22 protein-coding genes are annotated in these 26,966 nt (G+C 64.7%); 10 read left to right on the top strand and 12 right to left on the bottom strand.

The window, feature by feature from the left end; genetic code table 11:
- Positions 1 to 261: 261 nt before the first annotated feature.
- Positions 262 to 918: a glutathione S-transferase family protein gene (locus QSV46_RS04990; protein WP_314947321.1), complete on the bottom strand. Its 657-nt coding sequence runs from the start codon at positions 916 to 918 to the stop codon at positions 262 to 264.
- A 169-nt stretch (positions 919 to 1,087) separates the two neighbouring features.
- Between QSV46_RS04990 and QSV46_RS04985 the strand changes: the two genes are divergently transcribed.
- Complete coding sequence (locus QSV46_RS04985) at positions 1,088 to 2,311, top strand: polyhydroxyalkanoate depolymerase (protein WP_314947319.1); 1,224 nt, start codon at positions 1,088 to 1,090, stop codon at positions 2,309 to 2,311.
- 131 nt (positions 2,312 to 2,442) lie between these two features.
- Positions 2,443 to 3,126, top strand: coding sequence for an XRE family transcriptional regulator (locus QSV46_RS04980; protein ID WP_314947317.1), 684 nt, complete (start codon positions 2,443 to 2,445; stop codon positions 3,124 to 3,126).
- Positions 3,127 to 3,137: 11 nt separating this feature from the next.
- On the opposite strand, the gene QSV46_RS04975 is transcribed toward QSV46_RS04980, so the two are convergent.
- The 3 genes from QSV46_RS04975 to QSV46_RS04965 all read right to left on the bottom strand — a co-directional run bounded on the left by QSV46_RS04975 (position 3,138) and on the right by QSV46_RS04965 (position 7,900).
- Positions 3,138 to 4,601 (bottom strand): aldehyde dehydrogenase, encoded by a 1,464-nt coding sequence (locus QSV46_RS04975; RefSeq protein ID WP_314947960.1) that lies wholly within the window; start codon positions 4,599 to 4,601, stop codon positions 3,138 to 3,140.
- Between the two features lie 114 nt (positions 4,602 to 4,715).
- On the bottom strand, positions 4,716 to 5,921 hold the full coding sequence (locus tag QSV46_RS04970; RefSeq protein ID WP_314947315.1) for an ABC transporter substrate-binding protein: 1,206 nt from the start codon (positions 5,919 to 5,921) through the stop codon (positions 4,716 to 4,718).
- Between the two features lie 44 nt (positions 5,922 to 5,965).
- Positions 5,966 to 7,900 carry an autotransporter domain-containing protein gene (locus QSV46_RS04965; RefSeq protein ID WP_314947313.1) on the bottom strand — a complete coding sequence of 645 codons (1,935 nt, stop codon included), beginning with the start codon at positions 7,898 to 7,900 and terminating at the stop codon, positions 5,966 to 5,968.
- A gap of 140 nt (positions 7,901 to 8,040) precedes the next feature.
- On the opposite strand from QSV46_RS04965, the gene QSV46_RS04960 reads away from it, so the two are divergent.
- Together QSV46_RS04960 and QSV46_RS04955 are read left to right on the top strand one after the other, a co-directional pair.
- The gene (locus tag QSV46_RS04960; RefSeq protein WP_314947311.1) at positions 8,041 to 9,234 is read left to right on the top strand and encodes a CaiB/BaiF CoA-transferase family protein; all 1,194 of its coding nucleotides are present in this window, start codon (positions 8,041 to 8,043) and stop codon (positions 9,232 to 9,234) included.
- Entirely contained in the window at positions 9,231 to 10,160 is a 930-nt protein-coding gene (locus tag QSV46_RS04955; RefSeq protein WP_314947308.1) for a hydroxymethylglutaryl-CoA lyase, read from the top strand. Before QSV46_RS04960 ends, QSV46_RS04955 begins: the two co-directional genes overlap by 4 nt.
- Positions 10,161 to 10,276: 116 nt before the next feature.
- Here the strand turns inward: QSV46_RS04955 and QSV46_RS04950 are convergent, their stop codons facing one another.
- The 7 genes from QSV46_RS04950 to QSV46_RS04920 all read right to left on the bottom strand — a co-directional run bounded on the left by QSV46_RS04950 (position 10,277) and on the right by QSV46_RS04920 (position 19,179).
- Complete coding sequence (locus QSV46_RS04950) at positions 10,277 to 11,203, bottom strand: AraC family transcriptional regulator (RefSeq protein WP_314947305.1); 927 nt, start codon at positions 11,201 to 11,203, stop codon at positions 10,277 to 10,279.
- A 247-nt stretch (positions 11,204 to 11,450) separates the two neighbouring features.
- Entirely contained in the window at positions 11,451 to 13,319 is a 1,869-nt protein-coding gene (locus tag QSV46_RS04945) for an ABC transporter ATP-binding protein (protein WP_314947302.1), read from the bottom strand.
- 9 nt (positions 13,320 to 13,328) lie between these two features.
- Complete coding sequence (locus QSV46_RS04940) at positions 13,329 to 14,255, bottom strand: glyoxylate/hydroxypyruvate reductase A (protein ID WP_314947300.1); 927 nt, start codon at positions 14,253 to 14,255, stop codon at positions 13,329 to 13,331.
- A 7-nt stretch (positions 14,256 to 14,262) separates the two neighbouring features.
- Positions 14,263 to 15,591: an FAD-binding oxidoreductase gene (locus QSV46_RS04935; RefSeq protein WP_314947297.1), complete on the bottom strand. Its 1,329-nt coding sequence runs from the start codon at positions 15,589 to 15,591 to the stop codon at positions 14,263 to 14,265.
- A 40-nt stretch (positions 15,592 to 15,631) separates the two neighbouring features.
- Positions 15,632 to 16,507 (bottom strand): ABC transporter permease, encoded by an 876-nt coding sequence (locus QSV46_RS04930; protein ID WP_314947296.1) that lies wholly within the window; start codon positions 16,505 to 16,507, stop codon positions 15,632 to 15,634.
- A gap of 2 nt (positions 16,508 to 16,509) precedes the next feature.
- Positions 16,510 to 17,460 (bottom strand): ABC transporter permease, encoded by a 951-nt coding sequence (locus QSV46_RS04925; RefSeq protein WP_314947293.1) that lies wholly within the window; start codon positions 17,458 to 17,460, stop codon positions 16,510 to 16,512.
- Positions 17,461 to 17,487: 27 nt separating this feature from the next.
- Positions 17,488 to 19,179: a peptide ABC transporter substrate-binding protein gene (locus tag QSV46_RS04920; RefSeq protein ID WP_314947291.1), complete on the bottom strand. Its 1,692-nt coding sequence runs from the start codon at positions 19,177 to 19,179 to the stop codon at positions 17,488 to 17,490.
- 218 nt (positions 19,180 to 19,397) lie between these two features.
- Here QSV46_RS04920 and QSV46_RS04915 point away from each other — a divergent pair, with 218 nt between their 5' ends.
- From QSV46_RS04915 to QSV46_RS04895, 5 genes are all read left to right on the top strand, one after another.
- A complete protein-coding gene (locus QSV46_RS04915) occupies positions 19,398 to 20,030 on the top strand; it encodes a cupin domain-containing protein (protein WP_314947289.1) in 633 nt (210 codons plus the stop codon).
- A gap of 123 nt (positions 20,031 to 20,153) precedes the next feature.
- Positions 20,154 to 21,995: an ATP-binding protein gene (locus QSV46_RS04910; RefSeq protein ID WP_314947286.1), complete on the top strand. Its 1,842-nt coding sequence runs from the start codon at positions 20,154 to 20,156 to the stop codon at positions 21,993 to 21,995.
- 80 nt (positions 21,996 to 22,075) lie between these two features.
- A complete protein-coding gene (locus tag QSV46_RS04905; RefSeq protein ID WP_314947284.1) occupies positions 22,076 to 22,525 on the top strand; it encodes a cupin domain-containing protein in 450 nt (149 codons plus the stop codon).
- 41 nt (positions 22,526 to 22,566) lie between these two features.
- The gene (locus QSV46_RS04900) at positions 22,567 to 23,640 is read left to right on the top strand and encodes a hypothetical protein (RefSeq protein ID WP_314947282.1); all 1,074 of its coding nucleotides are present in this window, start codon (positions 22,567 to 22,569) and stop codon (positions 23,638 to 23,640) included.
- Between the two features lie 66 nt (positions 23,641 to 23,706).
- The gene (locus QSV46_RS04895; protein ID WP_314947280.1) at positions 23,707 to 24,702 is read left to right on the top strand and encodes an NAD-dependent epimerase/dehydratase family protein; all 996 of its coding nucleotides are present in this window, start codon (positions 23,707 to 23,709) and stop codon (positions 24,700 to 24,702) included.
- Between the two features lie 18 nt (positions 24,703 to 24,720).
- On the opposite strand, the gene QSV46_RS04890 is transcribed toward QSV46_RS04895, so the two are convergent.
- The gene (locus QSV46_RS04890) at positions 24,721 to 25,527 is read right to left on the bottom strand and encodes a transporter substrate-binding domain-containing protein (protein ID WP_314947278.1); all 807 of its coding nucleotides are present in this window, start codon (positions 25,525 to 25,527) and stop codon (positions 24,721 to 24,723) included.
- 242 nt (positions 25,528 to 25,769) lie between these two features.
- Between QSV46_RS04890 and QSV46_RS04885 the strand changes: the two genes are divergently transcribed.
- Entirely contained in the window at positions 25,770 to 26,963 is a 1,194-nt protein-coding gene (locus QSV46_RS04885) for an efflux RND transporter periplasmic adaptor subunit (protein WP_314947276.1), read from the top strand.
- The last annotated feature ends 3 nt before the right edge of the window (positions 26,964 to 26,966 follow it).

Genomic DNA, 26,966 nt, shown 5'->3' with positions numbered 1-26,966 from the left:
GAATGCGACGGGACCGCGCTCCGGCTTAACGAACGGAACGCGGCCCGAACGAATCACGTCCGAATCGGCCGCAAGGCCCTGTCCACGGCTGTTCACGGCTAGATGTCGCAACGGCGGCGCGTAAGTATACAATATCTGCGCAGTGCATGAGCCCGGCCCACGTATCGGCCGGCGTCAAAGGTTAACGGCTTCAATGACATGGCGGCCGGTGCGGCAGCTTTGAGCTTCGCTCCAAAAACAGGCAGGGCGGCGCGTGGCTGCCTAATATTCGACCTCGAGCTCCTCGATCTCGGCCGGCTCGTCCTTCGCCGCCGCGATCCAATCCTTCATCTCGGGCATGGCCATGATGGTCTCGGCATAGGCCTTCAGGAGCGGATCGAGCTTGACGTCATAGGTCACGAAGCGCGTCACCACGGGGGCGTACATTGCATCCGCCATGGTGCGCCTTTCGCCGAACAGGAACGGCCCGCCCGATTTCTCCAGGCAGTCGTGCCAGATCGCCCAGACGCGGTCGATGTCGGCCTGCGCGCGCGACCAGATCTTGAAGCCTGGAAAGTGCCCCTTCAGATTGACCGGCAGCGAGGCGCGCAGCGTAGTGAAGCCGGAATGGATCTCGCCGCAGATCGAGCGGCAATGGGCGCGCTGGACGCGGTCTGCGGGCAATAGCCCGGCATCCGGCATGACCTCGTTGAGGTATTCGGCGATCGCCAGCGTGTCCCAGACCGTGGCGCCATTGTGCCGTAGGCACGGCACCAGGATCGAGGACGACAGCAGCAAAATCTCGGCGCGCGCCGAGGCGTCGTCCGGCGCGGTCACGATCTCCTCGAAATCGAGTCCGGAAAATTTCGTCAGCAGCCAGCCACGCAGCGACCAGGACGAGTAGTTCTTGCTGCTGATGGTCAGTGTCGCCTTCGCCATATGGCCCTTCCCTCACGCCTGATACCGGCATTCCGCCCGGCGCGCGGCGTGCCCATGACCTGTGCTTCCCACCCGTTCAGCAGCAAGCGACGTGCCAGTTTTCCGGGCGATTTGACTCGGGTCTGGCTTCGATATTGCATGGCAGCATGGGACAGGTGGGCACTCCAGTATGATGTCGATGTATTATCAGGCGTTTCAGAACCATATGGACCTGACGGCGCCGTGGCGGGCGGGAGCCTCGTCCGCGCTCAGATTCCTGCATCTGGTGCCGCAGGGCATGTCGGATCAGGTGGTCGGCCGGCTCTCGGCCGCACTGGAGCTGATCTCGCGCTCCACCCTCACCTATCACCGCCCGGCCTACGGCATCGACAGCGTGATGGTCGGAAATCGCGAGGTCGCCGTCAGCGAGGAGATCGCCTACGCGACGCCGTTCGGCTCGCTGCTGCATTTCAAGAAGGAAGGCGTCGGCGAGCAGCCGCGCATGCTGCTGGTGGCGCCGATGTCCGGCCATTTCGCGACGCTGTTGCGCGGCACCGTGAAGACGCTGCTGCAGGACCACGACGTCTACATCACCGACTGGCACAATCCGCGCGACATCCCGCGCAGCGAGGGCCGCTTCGGGCTCGACGACTACACCGATCACCTCATCGATTTCCTGGGCCAGCTCGGCCCGCGCCCGCACATGGTCGCGATCTGCCAGCCGTCGGTCTCGGCACTCGCGGCCGCCGCGGTCATGTGCGAGGGCAATCACCCCTCTCGGCCGGCGACGCTGACGCTGATGGCAGGGCCGATCGACACGCGCATCCAGCCGACCAGGGTCAACGAGTTCGCCAAGAGCAGGCCGATCGACTGGTTCGAGAAGAACCTGATCAACTACGTGCCGGTGCAATGCCGCGGCGCGCTGCGGAAAGTCTATCCCGGCTTCGTGCAGCTGACCGCCTTCGTCTCGATGAATCTCGAGCGCCACATCAAGCAGCACATGGATCTCGCTAATCACATCGCCAAGGGCGAGAAGGAGAAGGCGGCCAGCATCAAGACCTTCTACGACGAATACTTCGCCGTGATGGACCTGCCGGCCGAGTTCTACATCGAGACCGTGCGCGACGTGTTTCAGGAGCATCTCCTGCCCCAGGGCAAGCTGATGCATCGGGGACGGCCGGTGAACACCAAGGCCGTCAGCCGCATGGGGCTGATGACGGTCGAGGGCGAGAAGGACGACATCTGCTCGATCGGCCAGACGCTGGCGGCGCAGGACCTCTGCACCGGCGTGCGCGCCTATCGCCGCGTCCACCACATGCAGGCCGGCGTCGGCCATTACGGCGTGTTCTCGGGCAAGCGCTGGAATAACGAGATCTATCCGCTGCTGCGGGATTTCGTCCACGTCAATTCGTGAGACGCTTTCGTCACGGCACGGCGCCGTGACGGACAGCCGCAGACGATCTGATGCGGCAGAACTGCCCTTCAGCGAGAGCCGCGGCACATACAACCTTGTGAGCCGCCCCAACTTCTGAAAATATGCGTCGCATGCACGACAGATTGCCTGCACGACGACACAAGACTTCGGAAGCGCCCGGCAACGAGGGTGCGATTTCCCGCAAAACGCCGACGAAATCGCGGCAGCCGCGCGCCGGCCGCACGGGCGACGATGCCATCATCATCGAACTCGGCAGCCGGGTGAAGCGGCTGCGGACGCAGGCGGGCCTGACGCTGGAGGAATTTGCATCGCAATCGGGCGTCAGCCGCGCCATGCTGTCGAAGGTCGAACGCGGCGAGAAGAGCCCGACGCTTGCCATCATCGTGCGCATCGCCAAGGGGCTCAATGTCTCGATGTCCACGCTGATGGGCGCCGAGCCCGATCCCGCGCAGGTCGCGGTGATCCGCAAAGCCAACCGATTGGCCTTTAGGGATCCCGAGACGGGCTTCGAACGCCACAATTTGTCGCCGTCCCACCTGGACAACGACCTCGAATTCCTGCTGCACCGAATTCCGCCGGGCGAATCCTCCGGTGAGTTGCCGCCCTACAAGGTGCCGACCGAAAAATATCTGGTCGTGCACGAAGGCCAGCTGACGGTGCAGACGGGCGAAGCGAATTACGTCCTGGATACCGGCGACTCCTTCTACTTCGATGTGCGCGAATCCTACCGCTTCATCAATGCGGGCAGGACTCCATGCGCCTATTACCTCGTCATCCGGCGCCGCCGCGTCTGACTGCTCCCCTCCTACTGCAACGTAAACGGATTGGAGATCGACGGCGTCGGATTGATGAAGACGCTCTTCGGCTCCAGATATTCGTAGATCGCATCGAGCCCGTTCTCCCGGCCGATTCCGGATTCCTTGAAGCCGCCGAAGGGTGAAAGATAGCTGACGACGCGATAGGCATTGACCCAGACAGTCCCCGCCCGCAGCCGCTTCGGCAGCGCGATCGCGCGGCCAAGGTCGGTGGTCCAGAGGCCTGCCGCAAGGCCGAACGGCGTGTCATTGGCGAGCGCGACCGCTTCGTCATCGGAATCAAATCTGATCACGCTGAGGACCGGCCCGAACACCTCCTCGCGCGCGATCCGCATGCCGTTGGTGACATCGGCGAAGATGGTCGGCTCCACGAACCAGCCGTCGCCGCATTCCGGCCGAAACGCGCGCCGGCCGCCAAGAACGCAGCGGGCGCCTTCGTGCTTGGCGAGCTCGATGTAGTGAAGCACCTTCTGCAACTGCTGCTCGGTTGCAACCGGTCCGACGTCGGTCTCGGGGCTGTTGGGATCGCCGAGACGCGCCGCCTTCATCACCTCGACAAGACGCGAGAGGAACGCGTCGTGGATCGAGGAATGCAACAGCAACCGCGAGCCGGCCATGCAGGTCTGCCCGCTCGCGGCGAAGATGCCGGAGATGACGCCCTTGACCGCATCCTCGATGCTTGCATCTGCAAATACGATGTTCGGCGACTTGCCGCCGAGCTCGAGCGAGACGCGCTTGAACTGCCGTGCCGCCGCTTCATAGATCTTGCGCCCGGCAAGGTTGCCCCCGGTGAAGGCAATCCGGTCGACGAATGGATGCTCGACGAGCGGCTCCCCGGTCTCGGCGCCCAGGCCCGTGACGACGTTGACCACGCCTTTCGGGAAGCCGGCCTGCTCGAACAGTTCGACCAAGGCGAGCAGGGACGTCGACGCGAATTCGGACGGCTTGATGACCACGGTGTTGCCGGCGGCAAGCGCGGGTGCGAGTTTCCAGACCGTGAGCAGCAGCGGCGAATTCCACGGCGTGATCGCCCCGACGACGCCGATCGGCTCGTAGGAGACGTAGTGAAGCATGCCTTTCTTGTCGGTCGGTGGCATGCGGCCTTCGATCTTGTCGGCAAGGCCGCCGTAGTACTGAAACCAGCGCGGCAGATATCTCATCTGGCCGAGCATCTCCACCCTGAGCTTGCCGTTGTCGCGAACTTCAAGCTCGGCCAGCCGCTCCGCATTCGCAGCGATGAGGTCGGCAACGCGATTCAACAGCGCGCCGCGATCGCTCGGATGCATGCTCGCCCACGGGCCGGCCACGAAGGCGCGATTGGCCGCCTGCACGGCCCTGTCGATGTCCTCCGCATTTCCCCTGGGAATGACGGCCCATGGCTTTGCCGTGAACGGGTTACTGGTCTCCAGCCAGCGCCCGGAGATGGATTCGCACCATTCGCCATCAATGTACATTTTGAAGACTTCGAGCTGGTGCGGGACGTCGCCCCGCACCTCGCCCGGCGACGATGTCGTGCGCGTCGAGCCTTCAGCATTCATAACAACACTCCAATTCCAACTTCGTTGTTCTCATCGCACGGCGAGATAGGAACATCCGCTCTTCTCGGCCGAGACGAACAGGCCATCGCCCGGCAGCGTCGCGACCAACCGGTAGAGATCCGCCGGGCTCTTGGAGTCCTGTGGGCTCTTGACCTCGAAAATGTGCATGTCGGAAACCACCCGGCCGTTGGGCTGGATATGGGCGTGCTGGATCAAATTGCCTTCGATCGGCTGCTGCAGCATCTTGGCCTGCACCTGCGCGGCATCGTCGGAGCCGATCGCGGCGACCGCCTTCAGGTAGTGGGTGGTGGCGAGATAGGCCAGCACATGGCCCATGGTCGGAACGGCGTTGCCGTTGCGCGCCATGAAGCGCTTCGACCAGCTGCGGGTCTCGTCATTCAGATCCCAGTAGAATGAGGCCGCGAGCCGCAGCCCCTGCGCGGTGGAGAGCCCGAGCGCGGTCACGTTGTTCTCGAACACCAGCATGGTCGCGAGCTTGGCGCTGACGCCGAACTCCCTGGCCTGCTTGATCGCGAGCACGAGATCGGGCCCGGCATTGGCCAGACCGATCACGTCGGCGCCGGAGCCCTGCGCCGCCAGGAGTTGCGAGGCGAGATCGGTGACGTTGAGAGGATGCATCACCTGGCCGACGACCTGACCGCCGGAGGCCTTGACGGTCTCGCCGGCATCGGCGGCGAGGTTCTTGCCGAAGACATAATCGGCGACGATGAAGAACCACTTCTTGCCGCCGCCATCGACGATGCCCTTGGCGATGGTCCTGGAGAGTTCGCTGGTCGATGGCGCCCATTGCGTGCCATAGGGCGAGCAGCCGTCGCCGCTGAAATTCGACGCATAGCCGCCGCTGACCAGCGTGGTCTTCTTCAGCGTGCGCGCGATGGCCTGCACCGCGAGCCCGACCGAACTCGCCCCGCCCGGGATGATCGCGCTCACCCCCTGCTGTTCGATGTACTGGCGCGCAAGGGCCGCGCCGATGTCGGGCTTGCTTTGATGATCGGCCGAGATCACCTCGATCGGACGGCCCAGCACCTTGCCGCCGAAATCTTCGACGGCCATTTTGGCGGCCAGTACCGTGCCGGGTCCGCCATTGCCGGAATACACACCGGACATGTCGTCGATGACGCCGATCCGGAACGGTGCGTTTTCGGCGAGCGCCGCCGCAGGAGCGGTGCCCAGCAGCATTGCAAGCGCGGCCACGCGAAGCAGTGACAAGGTCATGTTTCCCTCCCTGAAGTATCGCTGATTTTTCATTTTCGTCGTCACTAGAAAGCTACCTTGACTGCGCCTTGCAGCGCGAACTGCGGATTGCTGGTACCGAACGTTCCCGCCGCGGTGAGCATGGCGTTGACGCTGCCCGATAGCGCCGTGCTCAGGCCGCCCACCACCTTGCCATAGGTGCGATCAGGATTGCCCTGCACGACCGTATAGATCGGCAGAGCAAGCGCCACCGTTTCCGCCGCAAGCAGCGTCCGCGCGCCGCCGAGGAAATCGTGCTCGGCGGTCAGATTGAGGAAGGAATTGACGGGGCGCGCACCAACGATGAAGGGCGCACGGAACTGCACGCCGGCGCTGCCGGTCAGACCTTCGAGCTTCTGCCGCGCCACCGCCTGGGTGATGATGGGATCACCGGTCTCGGTGTACGGATTGACGTTGGTATAGTCGTAGACGAGCCCAGCCAACGGACCGACCCGGACCGCTCCGACGTCGAACAGATAGGCCGACTTGGCGCCGATAGTGAAGGTATCGCCGGTGGTGCTGCCGCGGATCGTATCGACCACGCCGGGGCGATCGATACGGTATTTATTATAACCGTACGTCGCGACGATGTCGGTCAACAGATGCGGATAGGTAAAGGACGCAAAGCCGCCGATCTGGTAGCTGTCGAGATTGAGATGACCGGTGCCACCATGCAGATTGGCGATGGGATTGGTGTAGTTGAGCGCGCCGCCGACGCGGATGTTGGGATCGACCTTGACGTCGGCACCGAAGGTGCCGCCTGCAAGTGTGTAGTCGAAACCGACGGCGTTTCCATCGGCGCTAAAGCGGTCGCCGCGGCTGCCGCTGCCATAGGCCGCGGCGAGATAGACCGAGAGCGGCAGTTCGGGCGCCAGACGCGGCGGCGCCTTCGTGCTCATGCCGGGCCGGTCCATGGAGGCAAAGGCCTGAGATGGTGGCGCCGCCCCCGTTACGCGCGGATCGTTGGCGCGAAAAGCGTCGAGCCGCGAGAAGATCGAGTTCGAGAAATTCTGCGCGGTGAGCTGCGCGATGTCGCCCTGCGCGGCGATGCCGTCCTGGGCCGCGAGCAGATTGGCCTCGTACCGCGCAATCACCGCATAGCCCGCATCGGTCGGATGCAGATCGAACATGAAGTGCTGGTTCTGAACGTCCTTCGATGCCGTGAGGCAAGCCCCATCAAAGACGCAAGCCGTACCGGTCTTGAATCCAAGGCTGGCCGGATCGGTGTAGGCCTTGGTGTAGATCGCGGCGAGATCGACGACGTGAATGCGCACGCCCGGAGCGGCAAGCGGCGCGAGCGTGCTCGCGAGATTGGCGTTCGCGAGGCCGAAGAACGTCGTGGCTCCCGGAATGTTTGGAAACGCATAGGGGGCACCAAACGGATAGAAACCGCCGATCACATAGAAATTGTAGGCTGACGACGAGAACATGTTCTCGACGATGAAATTGTGCCCGCCGGCTTTGATCAATTGCGCGATATTGCCGTACTGCTGGGACAGGGTTGCCGCGGACAGCGTTTGCGGCGTGTAGGGAGCTCCGTTCGAATCGAGGATTCCCAGCAATGGAGCTGCCGAGTTGTTGGGCATGCCGCCGACAACGATCAGGTCGTTCGGCTGGAAGCTTCGGCCGGCGCTCGTGAACTCGACAATTTGTTGCGCCACCGTCGGGCCGCCATTGAATGCCGGAAAGACGCCATTGCCCACGCCGTTATAGGCGTAGTCATTGGACTTGATGAAGCCATAGCTCGTAAGCTGCGACAGCCATTGCAGCGTGCCGCGTCCGTTGCCGCAGGCGCCGTACGGCGCCGATTGCGGAAACGCGATCGGGCAATTGCGCGACACGTCGAGCAGACTGTCACCGAATCCGTAGATCGTTCCGGGCTGCTGCGCCTGCGCGCAGGGAACAGACATTCCCGCGGCCAGCAGCCATGCTGCGACCGGTACCGCTGATTTCAATCTCACGGTGGTCCCCCGTTTACGCGTTGTCGTCCCTGCGTGGCGTCTTGACTGCGCCTTCCCAAACCGAAGCCTAGCAGAAATTTTCTATTATAAAAGAGAAATCTTCTATAGGAGATTTGCACGATCGTTTTGGAGGAGGCGACATGGAAGGTCCACTCAGCGGCATTCGCGTGCTCGAGCTTGGCACGCTGATCGCGGCACCGTTTGCGGCGCGGCTGTTCGCCGAATTCGGCGCAGAGGTGATCAAGATCGAGCAGCCGGGCTTGGGCGATCCCTTGCGCAAATGGCGCAAGCTGCATCAGGGCACATCGCTGTGGTGGTACCTGCAATCGCGCAACAAGAAATCGATCGCACTCGACCTCAAGTCCGATGAAGGCCTCGCGATCGCAAAAGCCCTCGCGGCCAAGGCGGATGTAGTGATCGAGAATTTCCGGCCCGGCATCCTCGAGAAGATGGGCCTGGGGTGGAACGTCCTCTCCGCGCTCAATTCCCGCCTGACGCTGGTCCGCATCTCCGGCTATGGGCAGACCGGTCCGTACCGCGACCGCCCGGGTTTCGGCGCCATCGGCGAGGCGATGGGCGGAATGCGTTACACGACCGGCGATGCCCAATCTCCGCCCGCGCGCACCGGCATCAGCATCGGCGACAGCCTCGCATCGCTGCATGCGGTGATCGGCGCGCTAATGTCGCTGCTGCACGTCGAGACCGGCGGCGGCAAGGGCCAGATCGTCGACGTCTCGCTGTTCGAGAGCGTCTTCAATCTGATGGAGAGCCTCGTTCCGGAATACGACCTGATGGGTCATGTCCGCACCCGCAGTGGCGGCTCGCTTCCGGGGATCAGTCCGTCCAACACCTATCCGGCGCGCGATGGCAGTTACGTCGTCATTGCCGGAAACAGTGATGCGATCTTCAAGCGGCTGATGGTCGCGGTCGGCAGACCCGATCTTGCCGAGGACGAAGAGCTCGCAACCAACGACAGGCGCGTCGCCCGCAACGTCGAGCTCGATGCAGCCATCGCGGATTGGACGCGAAGGCACACCATTGCGGAGGCGCTCGACGCGCTCGAAGCGGCCGGCATACCCGCCGGGCGCATTTATTCGGTCGCCGACATTGTCGATGACCCGCACTATCTCGCCCGCGAGATGATCATCCAGGCCGCGCTGCCCGGCGACATCTCCGTCAAGATGCCGGGCATCGTGCCAAAGCTCTCCGATACCCCCGGCGCGGTCCGCTGGAGCGGCCCTGAACTCGGCGCGCATACCGAAGACATCCTCGCCGAACTCGGCAAGACCGAACAGGACATCCGCGAGCTGCGGCAGCGCGGCGTCATCCAATGAGTGCCGATATCGTCATTCAGGAGGTCTGCCCGCGCGACGGCCTTCAGATCGAGCCGATCGTGGTGCCGACCGACGTCAAGGTCGCACTGATCGACCGCTTGTCCGTGTTGGGCTTTCGCCGAATCGAGGCGGGGTCTTTCGTCTCGCAGAAAGCGGTGCCCGCTCTCGCCGACGGCGATGCGGTGTTCCGCTCCATCGTTCGACGTGAAGGCGTGGTTTTCGTTGCGCTCATCCCCAATCTCAGAGGCGCCGAACGCGCGCTGCAGGCCGACGCCGACGAGGTGAACTTCGTAATGTCGGCGAGCGAGACGCACAATCGCGTCAATATGGGCATGGACCATCAGGGCTCACTGTCTGCACTCGCAGAGGTGACAGCAGCGATCGGCAGGCGCGCTGTCCTCAATGCGACGCTCGCAACGGCATTCGGTTGTCCATTCGAAGGCGAGCAGCACGAAGGCAAGGTGCTACGGCTGATCGAGACATATCTGCGCCTCGGTGCCCAAAGCATCACGCTCGCGGATACCACCGGCATGGCCAATCCGAAGCTCGTGAGACAGCGCGTCAAATCCGTCCTCGGTCTCGTCCCGCGCGCCCAGCTGACGCTGCATTTCCACAACACGAGGGGACTCGGGCTCATCAATGTGATGGCGGGCTTCGAAGCAGGCGCACTTCGCTTCGACGCGTCGCTCGGCGGGCTCGGCGGCTGCCCATTTGCGCCGGGGGCGTCGGGCAATGTCTGCACCGAAGATCTCGTCAATCTCTGCCGGGAGATCGGGCTGAACACCGGCCTCGATCTCGAAGGCCTGATTGCGCTGTCCCGCACGCTGCCGTCCATGATCGGTCATCCCGTGCCGGGGCAAGTGGCCAGGGCGGGCCGCGCCTGCGATCTCCACTCCGTGCCGCTGGGGATCACGCTGACGGACTGATGGGAGGAGTCACGCGGTTGCGCGATGGCCGAACGAGGACAATCCGGCGGACGATATTTTCGCGGCGTGCCGCGCCGCCCACACAATTTCGCTGGCGAACGGCGCTGAGTCTCGCCTCAGGTCTCGCCCGGCCCGCCATACGCTTCGCGGCGCCATGCGCCCGGGCTGACGCCGACGATCTGCGAGAACACCCGCGTGAAATGGCTCTGATTGGCAAACCCGGCCGAACTGGCAATCTCAGACAACGGCAGGTCGCGGACCGTCATCAATTGCTTGGCCGCTTTCACCCGCTGGCGGAGCAGCCATTGATGCGGCGGCAGACCGGTGGAAATCCGGAACGCGCGTGAGAAGTGGCTGACCGAAAGGCCGAGCTCAGTCGCGAGCTGCTGCAAGGCGATCTTGCCTGAGAGATCGGAGTCGAGCCGGTCGCACGCGCGCTTCACCTGCCATGGCGCAAGACCGCCGCGGTTCTGCTCTGCGGCCGGCTTCAGCCCGCCATAGGTCTGGGCGACGTGGGCGGTAAGCGCGAGCAACATGTGATCGACGAACAGCTGGTTGGTCTCGTCAGGCCGACGCAAGCCTTGCTGCAAGGTGGCGCCGATATGACGGATGATCCCGTCGTCATGACCGACACCGGGCTCGTAGCTGAGCTCGCCAACGCACGGCGCACCCGGCTGCCTGGCAACGTCGCCAAGGGCCGAGCGCGGCAAATAGAAGAACAGCGAGTGAAACGGCTTGTCGATCACATAGCGCGGGTCGCGCTTGAGGTCGTACAGATAGGTCGCACCCGCACGAATATCCTCCCTGGTGACGTAGCGGCCCTCCTCCCAACATTCGCAAGCAGGGTAGTCGCGGAGTTTCAGGCTGACGAGGTAAGCATCTTCAGCCGGCAAAGAGCCGGAAAATTCGAGCGTCGGATTGTCATTGCGGACTTCGGTGACCGCAAGCGCGGCACTGCGCAGCCAGCGCGTGACCAGAACCGGCGCTTCCTTCACGTGAAGGCCCCGCCCGAGCCGCTGCCCGTAGACGCCTGCTTGTGTCATTTCAATATTCCATCCTGACAGGCGCGTCTTCGCCAGCCTTTCCGAGCCCATGCATTATTGGAGACCGACGACCAACGGTCCAGCCTCACCGCACCGACACATAGATGTTGCGGCGGGCTGTCGCACTCAATCGGCTTTGAGGTGAATTCATTGTGATTTCAGCACGATCCACAAGCCTGGCAGAGCGAAGGACACCGTGCGGCAGATCATTGCGCGATTTCATCGTGCATTCTCGAAAGCATCCGCGCTAGGCCGACCACTCCTCGCCCCAGACCTGGACGACATGGCCGGGCGAAACCTCGCGATATTGCCGCACTGGCGGCTGGTAATCCGGCGCGCGCACCGGACTTCTGATCTCGTCGTTCGAGGTCTCGCGCTTGGCGCCGCGACGCGATGGATCGGGCACGGGCACGGCGGCCATCAGCTTCTTCGTGTAGGGATGCTGCGGATTGGCGAACACGGAAGCGCGCGGACCGATCTCGACGATCTCGCCGAGATACATCACCGCGACGCGATGGCTCATGCGCTCCACCACTGCGATGTCGTGGGAGATGAAGAGATAGGCGAGGCCCATGCTGGCTTGGAGGTCGAGCATCAGGTTGACGACCTGCGCCTTGACCGAAACGTCGAGCGCCGAGACAGCTTCGTCCGCAACGATCAGCTTCGGCCCGAGCGCGAGCGAGCGCGCGATGCAGATGCGCTGACGCTGGCCGCCGGAGAATTCGTGCGGAAACCGCGCGGCCATGTCGGCGCTTAGGCCGACGCGCACGAGCAGGTCTGCGACCTTGTCCCGCGCCTGCGATGCCGTGGCGAGCCCGTTGGCGAGCAGCGGCGCGGCGATCGCCGTTCCCACCGACATGCGCGGATTGAGGCTCGCGAACGGATCCTGGAACACGATCTGCATCTGCTTGCGAAAGTCGCGCAAGGTGCGGGCGTTCATGGCGAGCACGTCCTGGCCGTCGATCAGGACCGTGCCGCTGTCCGGCTCGATCAGCTTGAGGATCGAGCGGCCCGTCGTCGACTTGCCGCAGCCGGATTCGCCGACCAGCGCCAACGTCTCGCCGGCGCGCAAGGTGAAGGAAATGTTCTCGACTGCGTGGACGCGGCCGGAGACCTTGCCGAGCACTCCCGAGCGGATCGGAAAGCGCGTGGTGAGGCCCGCGACTTCGAGTAGCGGGCGCTGCGCGGTTGAGACCGTCTCAGGCGTCTCCGTCGGCTCATCCGAGGTGCCCGTCATCTTGTCGACGATTGGAAAGCGCATCGGCCGGGTGCGCCCGTCCATCGAGCCGAGGCGCGGCACGGCCGCGAGCAACGCGCGGGTGTAGGGATGCGCGGGCGCGGCGAAGATGCGCGTGGTCGCGTCGGTCTCCACCGCCTGCCCGCCATACATCACCACGGTTCGGTCCGCGATCTCGGCGACCACGCCCATGTCGTGGGTGATGAAGAGGATCGACATCTCCTCCTCCTGCTGAAGCTGCTTCAGCAGCTCCAGGATCTGGGCCTGGATCGTGACATCGAGCGCGGTGGTCGGCTCGTCGGCGATCAGAAGCTTCGGCCTGCAGGCGAGCGCCATCGCGATCATCACGCGCTGGCGCATGCCCCCGGAGAAGCGATGCGGATGCTCGTGGAAGCGGGATTTCGCGGCAGGAATGCGGACGCGGTCGAGCAGGCGGATCGTCTCGGCTTCCGCCGCAGCGCGTGACAGGCCGCGATGCTGGATCAGCGCTTCCGCGATCTGGAAGCCGATGGTGAGCACCGGATTGAGGCTCGTCATCGGCTCCTGGAAGATCATGGCGACATCGTTGCCGCGGATATCCTTCATGTTGCTCTCGGGCAGCGTCAGCAACTCACGGCCCGCCAGCGTGACGCGCCCCTCGATGCGGCCGCTCTCCTTCGGAATGAGCCGCATGATCGAGAGCGCGGTGACGCTCTTGCCCGAACCGGACTCGCCGACGATCGCCACGGTCTCGCGTGGGCCGATGTCGAAGGACACGTCACGGACGACTGGGATCCACTCTCGCTCGCGCATGAAGGATGTGGTGAGGCCTGCGACTGACAGCACCGGCACCTGGGCTTCGGCAATCACTTGGTCAGGAGCGTTTGCGCCAATACTCATGCGAGTGTCCTAATAGCCGCGGCTGCGATCGACGCGCCCCGGCAACTCTTCGCCGCGGCGGTGGCGTGCGATGACATCGAGCACGAAATCGACGGCCGTATCCGGGCTCGTCATGCTGGCATTGTGCGGCGTCAGCAGGATGCGCGGATGGGTCCAGAACGGATGGCCCGCCGGCAGCGGCTCGGGATCGGCGACGTCGAGGACGGCGCCGGACAGCGCGCCGCTGTCGAGCGCCGCGAGAAAATCGGCTTCGACGAGATGAGGGCCACGGCCGACATTGACGAGCGAAGCGCCGCGCGGCAGGCGCGCGAACAGATCGGCATTGAGGATGCCACGCGTCTCGTCGGTCAATGGCAGCAGGCAGACGAGAATGTCGGTCTGCGCGAGAAATTTTGGCAGGGCCTCCGCGCCGGCATAACAAGTGATGCCCTCGATCTGGCGCGGCGAGCGGTTCCAGCCGAGCAGCGGAAAGCCGAACGCCGTGAGACGTTCGAGCACGGCCTGACCGAGCTGGCCGAGCCCCATCACGCCGACGCGCCGACGCTTGGCCGGCGTAATCCGGATCTCGCGCCAGACCTGCTCCCTCTGCTGGTTGATGAAGTGCAGGAGGTCGCGGTGCAGGGCGAGCACGGCCATGGTGACGTATTCGACCATGGTCTCGGCAATACCGGGCTCCAGCATGCGGACCAGCGGAATGTGCAGCGGGACTTTTGTCGCGTCGAACTGATCGACGCCGGCGCCGACCGAAAACACCAACTCGAGATTGGGAAAGGTCGCCCCGATGTCGTCCGGCGGCACCCACGCCACCAGATAGCGCACCTCGGCGGGATCGCCGATGTCGGGCCACAGCCGGAACGGCATATCGGATGCGCGCTCCGCGAAGAAGCGCGCCCACTCGGCGCCGCGAACCATGTTGGCCTTGTAAAGAACCGTCATGCCGCCCTCAGAACGGGCTGACGGGCGCGAGCCGCCGGCCGTCGATCATGCGCTTGTGGCTGTAGGCGGCGGGATCGACCAGCGGCGTTGAGCCCGTGACGATGTCGGCGGCAAGCTTGCCGGCAGCAGGGCCGATGCCAAAACCGTGGCCGGAGAAGCCGGTGGCGAGGAAGAAGCCGGGCAAGGCGTCGACTTGCGAGATCACGGGGATCGTATCCGGCGTGCAGTCGATGGTGCCGCCCCAGGCTTCGGCGATCTCGACGTCCTTCAATTCCGGGTTTGCCTTGATCAGCGAGGCCAGCGCCGCGGTGACCAGCGACATGTCGGGTGCGGGATCGCGCACGCGCTCGGTCTCGAACGGCGACGGCTTGTCGAAGCTCCAGCTGGTGCCGCGCATGAGCTGGTCGAAGAACGACTTGCCGAACGACATCTTCAGGCCATTGCGGCGATGCAGATAGGTCGGCCAGAAGGTGCGCGCGTAACGGAACAGATCGGGCGACAGCTCGACCGTGCCGCGGTTGCGCAGCGCCAGCGTAAAACCGCCGTCGAGCCGGCGGCGGATGCAGTAGAAATCGGTGCCGAGCGCGCCGGAGGTGATCTCGGGTGCGGGCGTGGTCCGGCACGCAGTGGCATTGACGAGGCCGATCGGCAGCTCGATGCCATGGCGGCGGCAGAACAGCGAAGACCATGCCCCGCCCGACAGCAGCACGGACTGGGTGCGGATGGTCCCCTTCTCGGTGACGACGGCGCTGACACGCCCGCCGGTCGTCTCCAGCCCGCGCGCGGCGCAGCCCTGATGGATGGTGACGCCATGTTTTCGCGCCGCCGTGGCGAGCGCCGGCACGGCCATCGACGGCTCGGCGCGCCCGTCACTCGGCGTATGCAGGCCGCCGACCCATTTGTCGGTATTCCCCGGCACGCGCTCGGCGACCTCGGCCGGGGTCAGCACCGTCGAGTGGACCTGCATCTCGCGCGCGACCGCCGTCCATCGTTCCCAGCTCGCGAGCTCGTCCTTGTTCTTGGTCAGGAACAGCACGCCGGTGCGGCGGAAGCCGGCATCGACACCAGCGTCGTTCTGCATGTCCTCCCACAGACGCAGCGCCTCGCGCGCCAGCGGAATCTCCTCCCGCGCGCGGCCCTGCTGGCGGCACCAGCCCCAATTGCGGCTCGACTGCTCGCCGCCGACATGGCCCTTCTCGACCAGCGCGACGGAAAGGCCCTTCTTCGCCAGATGATAGGCCGCGGAGACGCCGATGACGCCGCCGCCGATGACGACGACGTCCACCTGCGCCGGCAGGCGTTCGTCGCTGTTTATACGGGTGAGCGGCGGGGACATGGGGCACTCCTGGACATCGGTTCGAGCAAGATCCTGCTCATCAGGGGATGTTCATCCGCGGGTCGAGCGCGTCGCGCAGGCCGTCGCCGAGGAAGTTGAAGCTCGTGACCGCCAGCGTGATGACGACGCCCGGCGCGATCGCGAGCCACGGCGCGCTGGTGAGATAGATCTGCGCGTTGTTGAGCATGTTGCCCAAGCTCGCGGCCGGCGGCTGGATGCCGTAGCCGAGATAGCTGAGATAGGATTCGAGCAGGATCGCCTTGGCGACGTTCAGCGTCGCCGCCACCACGATCGGTGCGATCGCATTGGGCACGAGCTCGCGGAACATGATCCGCAGGTTCGACGAACCGAAGGCGAGCGCGGCGACCGCAAACTCGCGTTCCCGCAGCGAGCGCACCTGGCCCTCGACGACGCGGGCCACCCACATCCAGGCGGTCGCCGCGATCAGCACAGTGGTCATGACAAGACCGGGCTCGGTGAGCGCCGCTAGCGCGATCAGCAGAAAGATCGTCGGAAAGCACAGCACGGCATCGACGAAGCGCATCAACACCGCGCCGACCACGCCGCCATAGAAGCCGGCGAAGGCGCCGACAGCGATGCCAGCCGCCATCGCGATCACCATCGCGACGATGCCGATCGAAAGCGAGACGCGCGCGCCCATCATCAGCCGCGCCAGCACGTCGCGGCCGAGCTCGTCGGTGCCGAGGATATGCGCGCCCGAGAGCGGCGGCGCGAACCGCTTCATGATGTCGATATAGGTGTCGTCGAACGGCAGCAGATGCGGGCCGAGGACCGAGCCGAGGACGAGCACCACAATGACCACCGCGCCCGCGAGCGCGAGCCGGTGGCGGCGGAAGCGCTGCCAGGCGGCCTGGCCGGGCGCGGGCCGGTCGGTGGAGAGGGTCGCAGCCGTCATCCCTAGCCCACCCGGATGCGCGGATCGACGACGGCATAGAGGATGTCGGCGAGCAGCGAGCCGATCAGCACCATGGTCGCCGAGAACATCAGGATGCCCATCACCATGGGATAATCGCGATAGCCGATCGAATCGAGAAACAGCCGGCCCATGCCGGGCCAGGTGAACACGGTCTCGGCCACCAGCGCGCCGCCGAGCAGCGTCGGAAACTGCAAGCCCGCCACCGTGATCATCGGCAGCAGCGCATTGCGGAGCGCGTGCACGGTGAGGATGCGCCATTCCGGCATGCCCTTGGCGCGCGCGGTGCGGATGTAGTCCTGGTTGATCACCTCGAGCACGGACGAGCGCATGAAGCGGCCCCACATCGCGGTCTCGACCAGCGCCAGCACCAGGGCGGGCGCGATCAGATGATGCAGCAGGTCGAGGAAGGAGCCGTCGCCGATGGTCTGCCGGTTGCCGGCCGGCAGCCAGCCGAGCTTCACCGAGAAGACGTAGATGGTGACGAGGCCGAACCAGAAGGTCGGGATCGACAGCGCGATCATGGCACCGACGGTTGCGAGCGAATCGAACAGCGAATAGCGGCGCAGCGCGCCGAGCACGCCGATCCAGCCGCCGAGCAGGACCGCGATGATGGTCGCCGTCGCCATCAGCTCCAGCGTGGCGCCGAGATGCGAGGAGATCACCGAGAGCACCGCCTCGCCATCGCGATAGGACTTGCCCCAATCGCCCTTGAGCATGCGGCCGAACCAGTCGAGATACTGGATCGGCAGCGGACGATCGAGACCGAGCTGCCTGGTGACGCGGTCGAGATCCTCCTGCGTCATTTGCCCGGAGACAGCGAACTGCGAGAGCGGACCGCCGGGAGCCAGATGCAGGATGGCGAAGCCGATCGCGGAGACGATCACCAGCAGCATGACCGCCTGCGCCAGGCGGTTGACGACGTAACGAGCCATCTCAGGCGATCCAGCGAGCCTGAGACATCAGGCCCAGTACCATTCGCGGATGTTCCAGGAGTTGATGGAGGTGTTGATGTTGGGGCGGAAGCCCTGCAGCCCCTCCTTCACGCCTTCGGCGATGAAGCCCTGGAACAGCGGCAGAATGGCGAGGTCGTTGCGGATCAGCTTTTGCAGCTCGCCATAGGTCGTCTTGCGCTGAGCGAGATCGAACTGTTTTGCGCCTTCGGCGAGAAGACGATCGGCCTCCGGACTCTGGTACTGATAGGTGTTGTAGCCGCGGCCACCCTTGGCTGGAATGGCGCCGGAGCCGAAGCGGGGCGTCACATCGGGGTCGCTGCCGAGCATGAAATTCACACCCACGATCACCGAATTGAACTTTGATTGTTGCCAGAAGTCGCCCCAGATCACGGCGGCCGGCATGTTGTTGACGCGCATCGCGGCACCGATCGCGCGCCAGTCCTGGATCAGGAGCTGCTGGGTCTGCTCGCGCACCGCATTGCCCGAGGTCGTCGAATTGGTGAATTCGAGCTTGACGCCGCCCTTCTCGCGCACGCCGCCGGAGCGGCGGACCCATCCCGCCGCATCGAGCAGCGCGTTGGCCTTGGCAGGATCGTATTTGTGCTGCGGCAGCCCCTGCTGGAACGACCAGGCCTGCTGCGGCACGAAGCTCTCGGTCAGCTTGGGAAGACCGTAATTGAGCGCATCGATGATCGCCTGCTTGTTGATGGCGGAATAGAGCGCCTCCCGCACCGCGCGGTCGGCGAACGGACCGAAGTCGAGGTTGGGCGCGATGTGCTCGACCGAGGACGTCGAGGACACGAAGATCTTGCGGCCCTTCAGCGTCTTCGCCTCCTGCACGAAGTTCGGCAAGATGCCTTGCAGGCCGGTGTAGTCGACCTGGCCGGTGCGGAACTGGGTGTAGAGCACGGTGAGGTCGGGAATGTACTTGAAGACCACGCGTTCGAGGTACGGCCCCTTGCCGTGATAGCCGGTGTGGGCGTTCAGCAGGATATGGTCGCCGGGCACGCGCTCGCTCCAGCGGAACGGTCCGGTACCGACCGGCGCGTTGTGGAACGGTGAGGCGTTCGGATCGGACACCTTCTCCAGGATGTGCTTTGGCACGATGAAGGTCAGCGAGCCCAGGATCGACATGTAGGGCGAATAGGGCGCCTCCATGCGCCAGTGGATCTCGTCCGCCGCGACGACCTTGATGTCCTTGACCAGGCTATGGCCGACGCGGCTGCGCGCACGGAAATTGGAATCGTTGATCAGATCGAGCGAGAATTTCACGTCCTCGGCCGTAAACGGCGTGCCGTCATGCCACTTCACATCGCTGCGCAGCTTGATCTTCCAGGTCAGGCCGTCGGCCGACAGGCCGCCATTCGCAATGGTCGGGACTTCGCGCGCCAGATCAGGAACGAAATTGCCCTCGGGATCGATGTACCAGAGCAGCGAGAACAGCTGCCACCAGATGCCCTGGTCGACCTCGATGCCCGGCATCAGCGGATGGAAGACTGTGGGCTCCTGCGACAGCGCCGCAACCACCTGCCCGCGCGGCTTGTCCGGCGGATTGGAGGGACGCTCGGTCTGCGCAAAGGCATGGCCTGCAAGGCTCCAGCCCGCGGCGGCGCCGGCGCCGAGCTGAAAGAACTGACGGCGATTCGGAATGCCGAGATGCACTGACCCAACGCCGAACTTGCCGGTGTCGCCTGCCATGACCACTCTCCGTTTTCCGCACGCGGCACCGTCTCCCGCGCCCCGAAACCCCGTCAAAGGGACAGGAGTGGGCTTTAGTGCTTCTAAATTTTTCTATCAAAAGTTCATCATGACTAAATACAGCTGTCAATCACATTGCTAGGATGCGCGACCTTTTCACTCTGAGTGGGCCTCGGACCAGTGCGGTGCGAGGCTGAGATGATGCATGGGAGAGCGACATGGATAGTCGCGGCGATAGCAACGGCACCAAGGACGCCCCGACGGTCGAAGCCGACGATGCGGTCGACCAGCGACTCGGTGAGACCGTGCGGCTGCTGCGCCAGCGCGCCGGTCTCTCGATCCAGGACGTTGCCAACAAGACCGGCCTCTCCAACGGCATGATCAGCCAGCTCGAACGCGCGCGCGCGATGCCGTCGATCCGCACGCTGCGCCTGCTCAGCATCGCGCTCGAGGTCCCCATCTCCTATTTCTTCGAGACCACCGATCCCGCCGACGTGCAGCGCTACATCGTGCGCAAGAACAGCCGGCGCCTGCTGCGGCTCACCGCCAGCGGCGTCGTCAAGGAAGCGCTGACGCCGGCGGACAAAGGCCAACTCGAACTCTATGAGCTCACGCTCAATCCCGGCGCCTCCTCAGGCACCGACTTCCTCCAGCACACCGGCGAGAAGGCCGGCTATATCCTGTCCGGCAGCCTGCGGCTGTGGCTCGACAACCAGGCTCACGTGCTCGAAGCCGGCGACAGCTTCCGTTTCCCGAGCATCGTGCCGCACATGTTCGACAACCCGACCCAGCAGGCGGCACGTGTGATCTGGGTCACGACGCTGCGGCAGACCGATTCGCCGGCAGGTTGATGCCCCGATACAGCCGTAAATTGCCTCTCGACGCCCGCGCACGGAGTCTGTAGCTCACATAGGGCCGGACTCATTGACAGCGCGGACTCGGGGGTCCGCGACTGACGTCGTTGGTGTGAGACCATGAAACTCGGGCGGCTTCTGACACGCGCGATGGCTGCGCAGGTCGTCGTGACCGCTGCCGCCCTCCTCGCCTCCTATGCCGTGACGGGACCCGGGTTCGGCCTTGCCCAGATCGTCGCGCTGCTCGCAAGCGCCGCCGTTGCGGTCCTGGTCGCGCGGCTCTGCACGCGTATGATCGAGGCGTCGCAGGACCAGCGTGTGGCTGCGCAACTGGCCGGGCAGGCGCAGGCCAGCGCGCAGATGATCCAGGCAATCATCAAGACCGCGCTCGATGCCTTCATCCAGACCGACGCAAACGGCATCATCCTGGAGTGGAGCCTTCAGGCCGAGGCCCTGACCGGATGGACGCGCAAGGAGGCGCTCGGCACCGATGTCGTCAATCTCTTGATCGCCGAGCCGCTCCGCGACGGTTTTCGGCAACGCATGATGCGGCTCTTGCCGGAACTGTCGAATACGCCAATCGGTATCCGGTTCGAGGCGACCCTGCTGCACCGGAACGGCGAAGCGATCCTGATCGAGGCGTCGAGCACCGCGCTTCAGCTCGGCCGACGCACCATCGTCAACAATTTCGTCAAGGACGTCACCAAGAGGCGCGCCGCCGAGGAGCAACTGGTCCAGGCTCAGAAGATGGAGGCGGTCGGGCAACTCACCGGCGGCATCGCGCACGAGTTCAACAACATGCTCACGGTGATCACGGGCACGATCGAGATCCTCGCCGACGCGGTGAAGGACAACCCGCCGCTCGCCACCATCACCAAGCTGATCAGCGAAGCGGCCGATCGCGGCGCCGCGCTGACGTCCAGCCTGCTGTCCTTTGCCCGCAAGCAGGCGCTCCAGCCGGCCGAGATCGACGTCAACGAGCTGCTCGAAGAGCTGGCAAAGTTGCTGCTGGCGACCTTCGGCAAGAACATCGAGATCGCGACCAGGCTCGACCGCAACGTGTGGCTGGCTTTCGCCGACCGCGGCCAGCTGAGTTCGGCGCTGCTCAACCTCGCGATCAACGCCCGCGACGCGATGCAGGACGGCGGCAGGCTGACGCTGAGGACGCGCAACGTCGTGTTCGGCGTGCGCGAGGCCGTCGCGGTCGGCGCCGGCTATGCCGGCGACTATGTCGAGATCGAGATCGCCGACAATGGTACCGGCATTCCGCAGGCCATTCTCGAACGCATCTTCGATCCGTTCTTTTCGACCAAGGACGTCGGCAAGGGCACGGGGCTCGGGCTCAGCATGGTATTCGGTTTCGTCAAGCAGTCCGGCGGCGGCATCAAGGTCGCATCCGAACAAGGCCGCGGCACGACATTCACGATCTACCTGCCGAAGGCCGAAACCAGCACGCTTCGTCCCACCGGCTATGACGAACGCAAGATCGTGGGCGGGACTGAGACCATCCTTTGCGTCGAGGACGATCGCGACGTCCGCCAATACGTCACGGTCCAGCTCGAAAGCCTGGGTTACAAGGTTATCCCAGCCGCCAATGCGACCGAAGCCCTCGCCATCGCGGCCGAGGGCACGCCATTCGACCTGCTGTTCACCGATATCGTGATGGCCGGCAGCTTGAACGGACGGGAGCTCGCCGACGAGATGGTGGCTGCGCGCCCCTCGTTAAGGGTGCTGTTCACCTCGGGCTATGCCTACGATGCTCCGCATGGGCCGGGACACGCCACCATGGGCGCACCGCTCCTGACGAAACCTTACCGCAAGGCCGAGCTCGCGCGCATGCTGCGCCGTTCGCTCGACACCGCCGTCGACGTCGCGGGCGATCCGATCCCGACGCCCTACTCGGTGCAGGCCGATGTCGAAGCTTTTCTGCGCAGCCAGGCGGCCGTGCGAAACCGTCGCTAGCGCAGAGCCGGACGGTTTGACGGATGGACAGAGCCCGGCACCTGCGCAACACTCCGGCCGTAATTCATCGGAGGCGAGCCATGACTGCACTCGAAAAAGGCATCACCGCGAACGGCACGGGCTATGGCGGCAAGTCCTGGAACATTTTGGGCCAGGTCTATTTCCCCAAGGCGGTCACCGACTCCACCTTCGCGTTCGAGACCAACAGCGATCCCGGCCAGTTCGTGCCGGTGCACGTCCATCCGACCCAGGACGAATTCATCCTGGTGCAGGAGGGCACGCTCGACCTCAAGCTCGACGGCAAGTGGGTGAAGGCCCATGCCGGCGACCTCGTGCGGCTGCCGCGCGGCATTCCGCACGGCTATTTCAACAAATCCGACAAGCCGGCCCGCGCGCTGTTCTGGGTCTCGCCGATGCAGAAGCTGGAGGCGCTGTTCGACCAGCTCCACAATCTGACCGACCCCGCCGAGGTCGTGCGCATCTCGGCGCTGCACGAGGTCGACTTCCTGCCGCCCGAGGCCAACGACTAGGCTACCATCTCCCGGCTGACGAATCGCTGGGAGAGCCGGCCATGCCTGCACGACGTCACATCATTGCGGCCATAGCCGCGCTTGGGTTGTTGCTCGTGACGCCCGCGGTGAGCCGGGCGCAAACGCATAACGCGAAGCAATCGGAGGCGCTTGCGGCCTATGAGCGCGCGCTCGGCGACTTCAAGGCTGTTCTCGCCGAACGGCGCAAGCAGATCGAGGCAAAGCAGCCGCTGCCGAACCTGCCGGGCCAGGCGCTTTATCTTGCCCGCGTCGCCGTCATCAGTGCTTACAAGGATCTCACCGACGCGATGCCATCGCGGATCGGGCGGCCCAACAAGTTCGAGATACCACCTGCCTATTTCGATGCCGATATCGAGCCGCTGATCGATGAATATTCGAAACTGTTCGACATCATGGAGGCGCCGCCGGCGGGCGCGCAGGACTCGCGGACGCCGTTCAAGGACGTCGTCGATCTCGCGGCCGCGATTGCGCGCGCCAAGGGGCTTGCGCCTGACCACGCCGAGGCTGCGGGGCGGATCAGCCTCGGGCTGTTCTTCGCCGAGACCAACGGCAAGCAGAATGTCCGCAACGGGCGCTCGAACACCTATATGGGCAGCTTCCAGACCGGCCCCTCCGAAGACCGCAACGGCCGCAGGAAATGGGAGGACATCAAGGGCCAGATCGCGGCTCTCGATCCCGAGCTGAGCGCGCGCGACGAGAAGGAAGAGGCGCGCGCCCGCGGCACCGATCACCGCTTCAACCACTGGACCAACGTGCGCAACGGCCTGATGAACGCGCACGCAGATATCTTCCGGGAGATCCCGGGAATCGTGAAGACGCTGCCCGATCCGATCAACCAGATGAAGCTGTTCGAGCTGATCCAGATCGTTCCCACACCGACGCGGTCCGCGCTCAAATCGGGCGATCTCCTGAACTACAGGGTGTCCAGCCCCACCATCATGAAGCACCTGCGCAACAACAGCATCTTCGCGTTCGGACAGGCCGACCGGGCGCGCACCTCGGCGAGCTACCGCGAGATCCTCGCCGCGATGTGGCTGTTCAACCGTAAGTTCGAACGCGCGATGGCGAAGTATGCGGAGATCAAGGCACGCTGAGGATCGGTTGCAACCGCTACCGGACAGAGTAGTCTCCGGGATCTCATCGGGGACGTGGTCCGTTTCATGCGCATTCTCGTTCTCGGCGGCAGTCAGTTTCTGGGGCGGGCGGTCGCAGCCCATGCCTGCGCTGCCGGGCATGACGTGACCTGCGCCGCCCGCGGCCTTGCGGGGCCGATCGCGGCGGGCGCGCGCCTAATCCGGATCGATCGCGACGTCGAGGGCGGACTTGCGCCGCTGTCCGGCGAGACATTCGATGCAATCGTCGACGTCTCGCGTCATCCCGCCCAAGTCCGCCGCGCCGTCGCCGCGCTGAAGCGGCCAAATGTGCATTGGACCTTCGTCTCGACCATCAGCGTGTATGCGGACAATCGCATCCCGGGGCAACGCGCCGACACCGCACTGTTGCGCGAGCCTGTCGCGGCAGAGATCGAGCACAGCACCGACGCCATTTATGGCGCGGCCAAGGTCGCCTGCGAACAGGCGGTCGGCGACGAGTCCTTCATCTGCCGCGCCGGCCTCATCGCCGGGCCGCAGGACCCGACCGGGCGCTTCGCCTATTGGCCGGCACGGCTTGCGCGCGGCGGCGAGGTGCTGGCGCCGGGATCGCCTGATGATGCCGTCCAGCTCATCGACGTGCGCGACCTCGCGCAATGGATTGTGCATGCCGCAGAGCTTCGCCTCACCGGCATCTATGACGGGATTGGACCGATACGCACGCGCGGTGAGTTGCTGGCCGAATGCGCAGCAGCGCTGAACGCGTCCTGCACGTTCACCTGGATCGGTCGCGCCTTCCTCGAGGCACACGACGTGCGGCGCTGGGCTGGTCCGCGGTCACTGCCGCTGTGGCTGCCCCTGCCCGACTTCGCCGGCTTTATGACGCGCGACACCTCACCGGCACGCGAGGCCGGACTGATCTCGCGACCACCAGCTGACACCGCGCGCGACACGCTGCACTGGCTTAACGCCAGCAACGGTCCGGTCGTCGGGCTTACGGCCGATGAAGAGCGGAACGTGCTTGCGGCCTGGCATGCGCAACGGGCAATTGCGACCGGCGTCTAGACCCATCGCTCCGACGGACTACTCCGTCCGGATCGGCGCGTCCTTCAGGCCGTTGTTGTCATAGGCCTTGCGCAGCGTGCCGTTGGTCGTCGCATCCGTCATGAATTTTGTGACGAACGCCAGCGCCTGGCTGTGGCCGGGCGGCACGGCCACCGCCGTCACCGTCTTCTTGAACGTCTCGTCCAGCACCCTCGCGCCCGGAATCTTCTGCGCCATCTTGTTGAGCTGATCGCGCGACAGCGCGAAGGCGTCGATCTGGCCGCTCCTCAGAAGACCAAAGATCTCGTCATAGGTCTGATAGCCCGTGACCTCGGCGTTCTTCAGATGCGCGATGGCGCCGCGCATGGTGGTGGTAGCGTTGACGGCCGCGACCTTGATGCCGGCCTGATCGAGCGTGGCGAAATTGGTTACGTTTGATCCGGGCTTGACGATGTAGGTGGCATCCGCGACCTCGTAGATCGGGCCGAACATCATCCTCGTCTCGCGCTCGGGATCCCTAGGCAGCCAGGTGACGTCCCAAGCACCTTTTTCAAGCGTGCCTTTCGACGCGGCGTCGGTGATCTGCCCGGAATTCTGGTGCACGACATATTCGACGGGCATGCCGAGTTGCGCCGCCATCTCCCTGCCGAGATCGACGGGAACGCCGGCATAGCCGTCTTGCGTTTTGGTCGACCAGAACGCGCCGCCCGCCGGGCTGATCGCGATCGCGACCCGCAGCTTGCCGGTCGGCGCGATCTCGTCCTTCAGGCCATCGGCTAGCGTTGGCATCGCGACCGCCGCTGCGAGAACGAGGCCGGCAAGGGCCGATTGGAGGGACGTTGACATGTCATGTTCTCCTCACCTTTTCTTCTTCTCTCGTTCTCTGCCACGTCACCTCTGTCGCGCGGCCTTTAACACAATTCTGGTCGATCGTGCGGGCGGTGAAAAGCGCTTTGTCATGACAAACCCTTTACAGGCACAGCGCGGTTTGCAGTGCAAGGCCGGTGACTGCCATGGCTATGGTGTTCCACGGCCGAACATTTGTTGCTAGCCTGCCGCACCGACAGACAATCACCGGGGGCCACCGAATGACCTCAGCGAATTCCACCCGACCTACGCAACATCGTGGCGCTGGGAGGCATATCGGACGGACGCTGGTCGCAGCGATCACCGTGGTTGCACTGGCCGGTTGCGAGGACAAGAACACGTTCGTGGCGCCGCCGCCGCCCAAGGTAGACGTGGCAACGCCAGTGCAGCGTCCGGTCACCCGCTATGTCGAGGCCACCGGCAATACCGCGCCGATCAAGAGCGTCGACCTGGTCGCGCGCGTGCAGGGCTTTCTGCAATCGATCGATTACCAGGACGGCAGCTTCGTCAAGCAGGGCACCCAGCTGTTCACGATCGAGCCCGAAACCTACAAGCTCAAGCTCGAGCAGGCGCAGGCGGCCGAAGTCGGCGCGCAGGCCTCGCTCCGGCAGGCGGAAGCCGACTTCAAGCGGCAGGCCGAGCTGGTGCAGCGCCAGGCCGTGTCGCAGGCCACGCTCGACACCTCCACTTCGAACCGCGACAATGCCCAGGCCAATCTCCAGCAGGCTCAGGCCAACACCCGCCTCGCCGAGGTGAACTACGGCTACACCAAGGTGACTGCGCCGTTCGACGGCATCATCAGCGCGCACATGGTCTCGATCGGCGAGCTCGTCGGCGTCTCGTCGCCAACCCAGCTCGCGACCATCGTGGCGATGGACCCGATCTACGTGAACTTCACCGTCAACGAGCAGGATGTCTTGCGCATCCGCGCCGAGGCGGCCCGGCGCGGCCTCACACCCAGCAACCTCAAGCAATTCCCGATTCAAGTCGGCCTCCAGACCGAGACCGGCTATCCACATGAAGGTCATCTCGACTATGTCGCGCCGACCCTCAACCAGTCGACCGGCACGCTCGCCGTGCGCGGCCTCGTACCGAACGACAAGCGCGTGCTGCTGCCCGGCTATTTCGTCCGCGTCCGCGTGCCTTTCGACCAGGAGAAATCCGCCCTTCTCGTTCCCGACGCCGCGCTCGGCAGCGACCAGGGCGGCCGTTACCTGCTGGTCGTCGGCAAGGACAGCACGGTCGAGCAGCGCAAGGTGCAGATCGGGCCTGTGGACAATGGCCTGCGCGTGATCGAAAGCGGCCTCAAGCCGGACGACCGCGTCGTGATCGCGGGGCTGCTGCGGGTGATCCCGGGCCAGAAGATCGACCCGCAGGTGACGAAGATCGAGCAGCCGCAGGCGTCTGCCAAATAGGAG

The organism is Bradyrhizobium cosmicum (assembly GCF_032290525.1).
In the GTDB taxonomy this organism is placed as follows: domain Bacteria; phylum Pseudomonadota; class Alphaproteobacteria; order Rhizobiales; family Xanthobacteraceae; genus Bradyrhizobium; species Bradyrhizobium cosmicum_A.
This window is presented reverse-complemented; position numbering and strand designations above follow the sequence as displayed.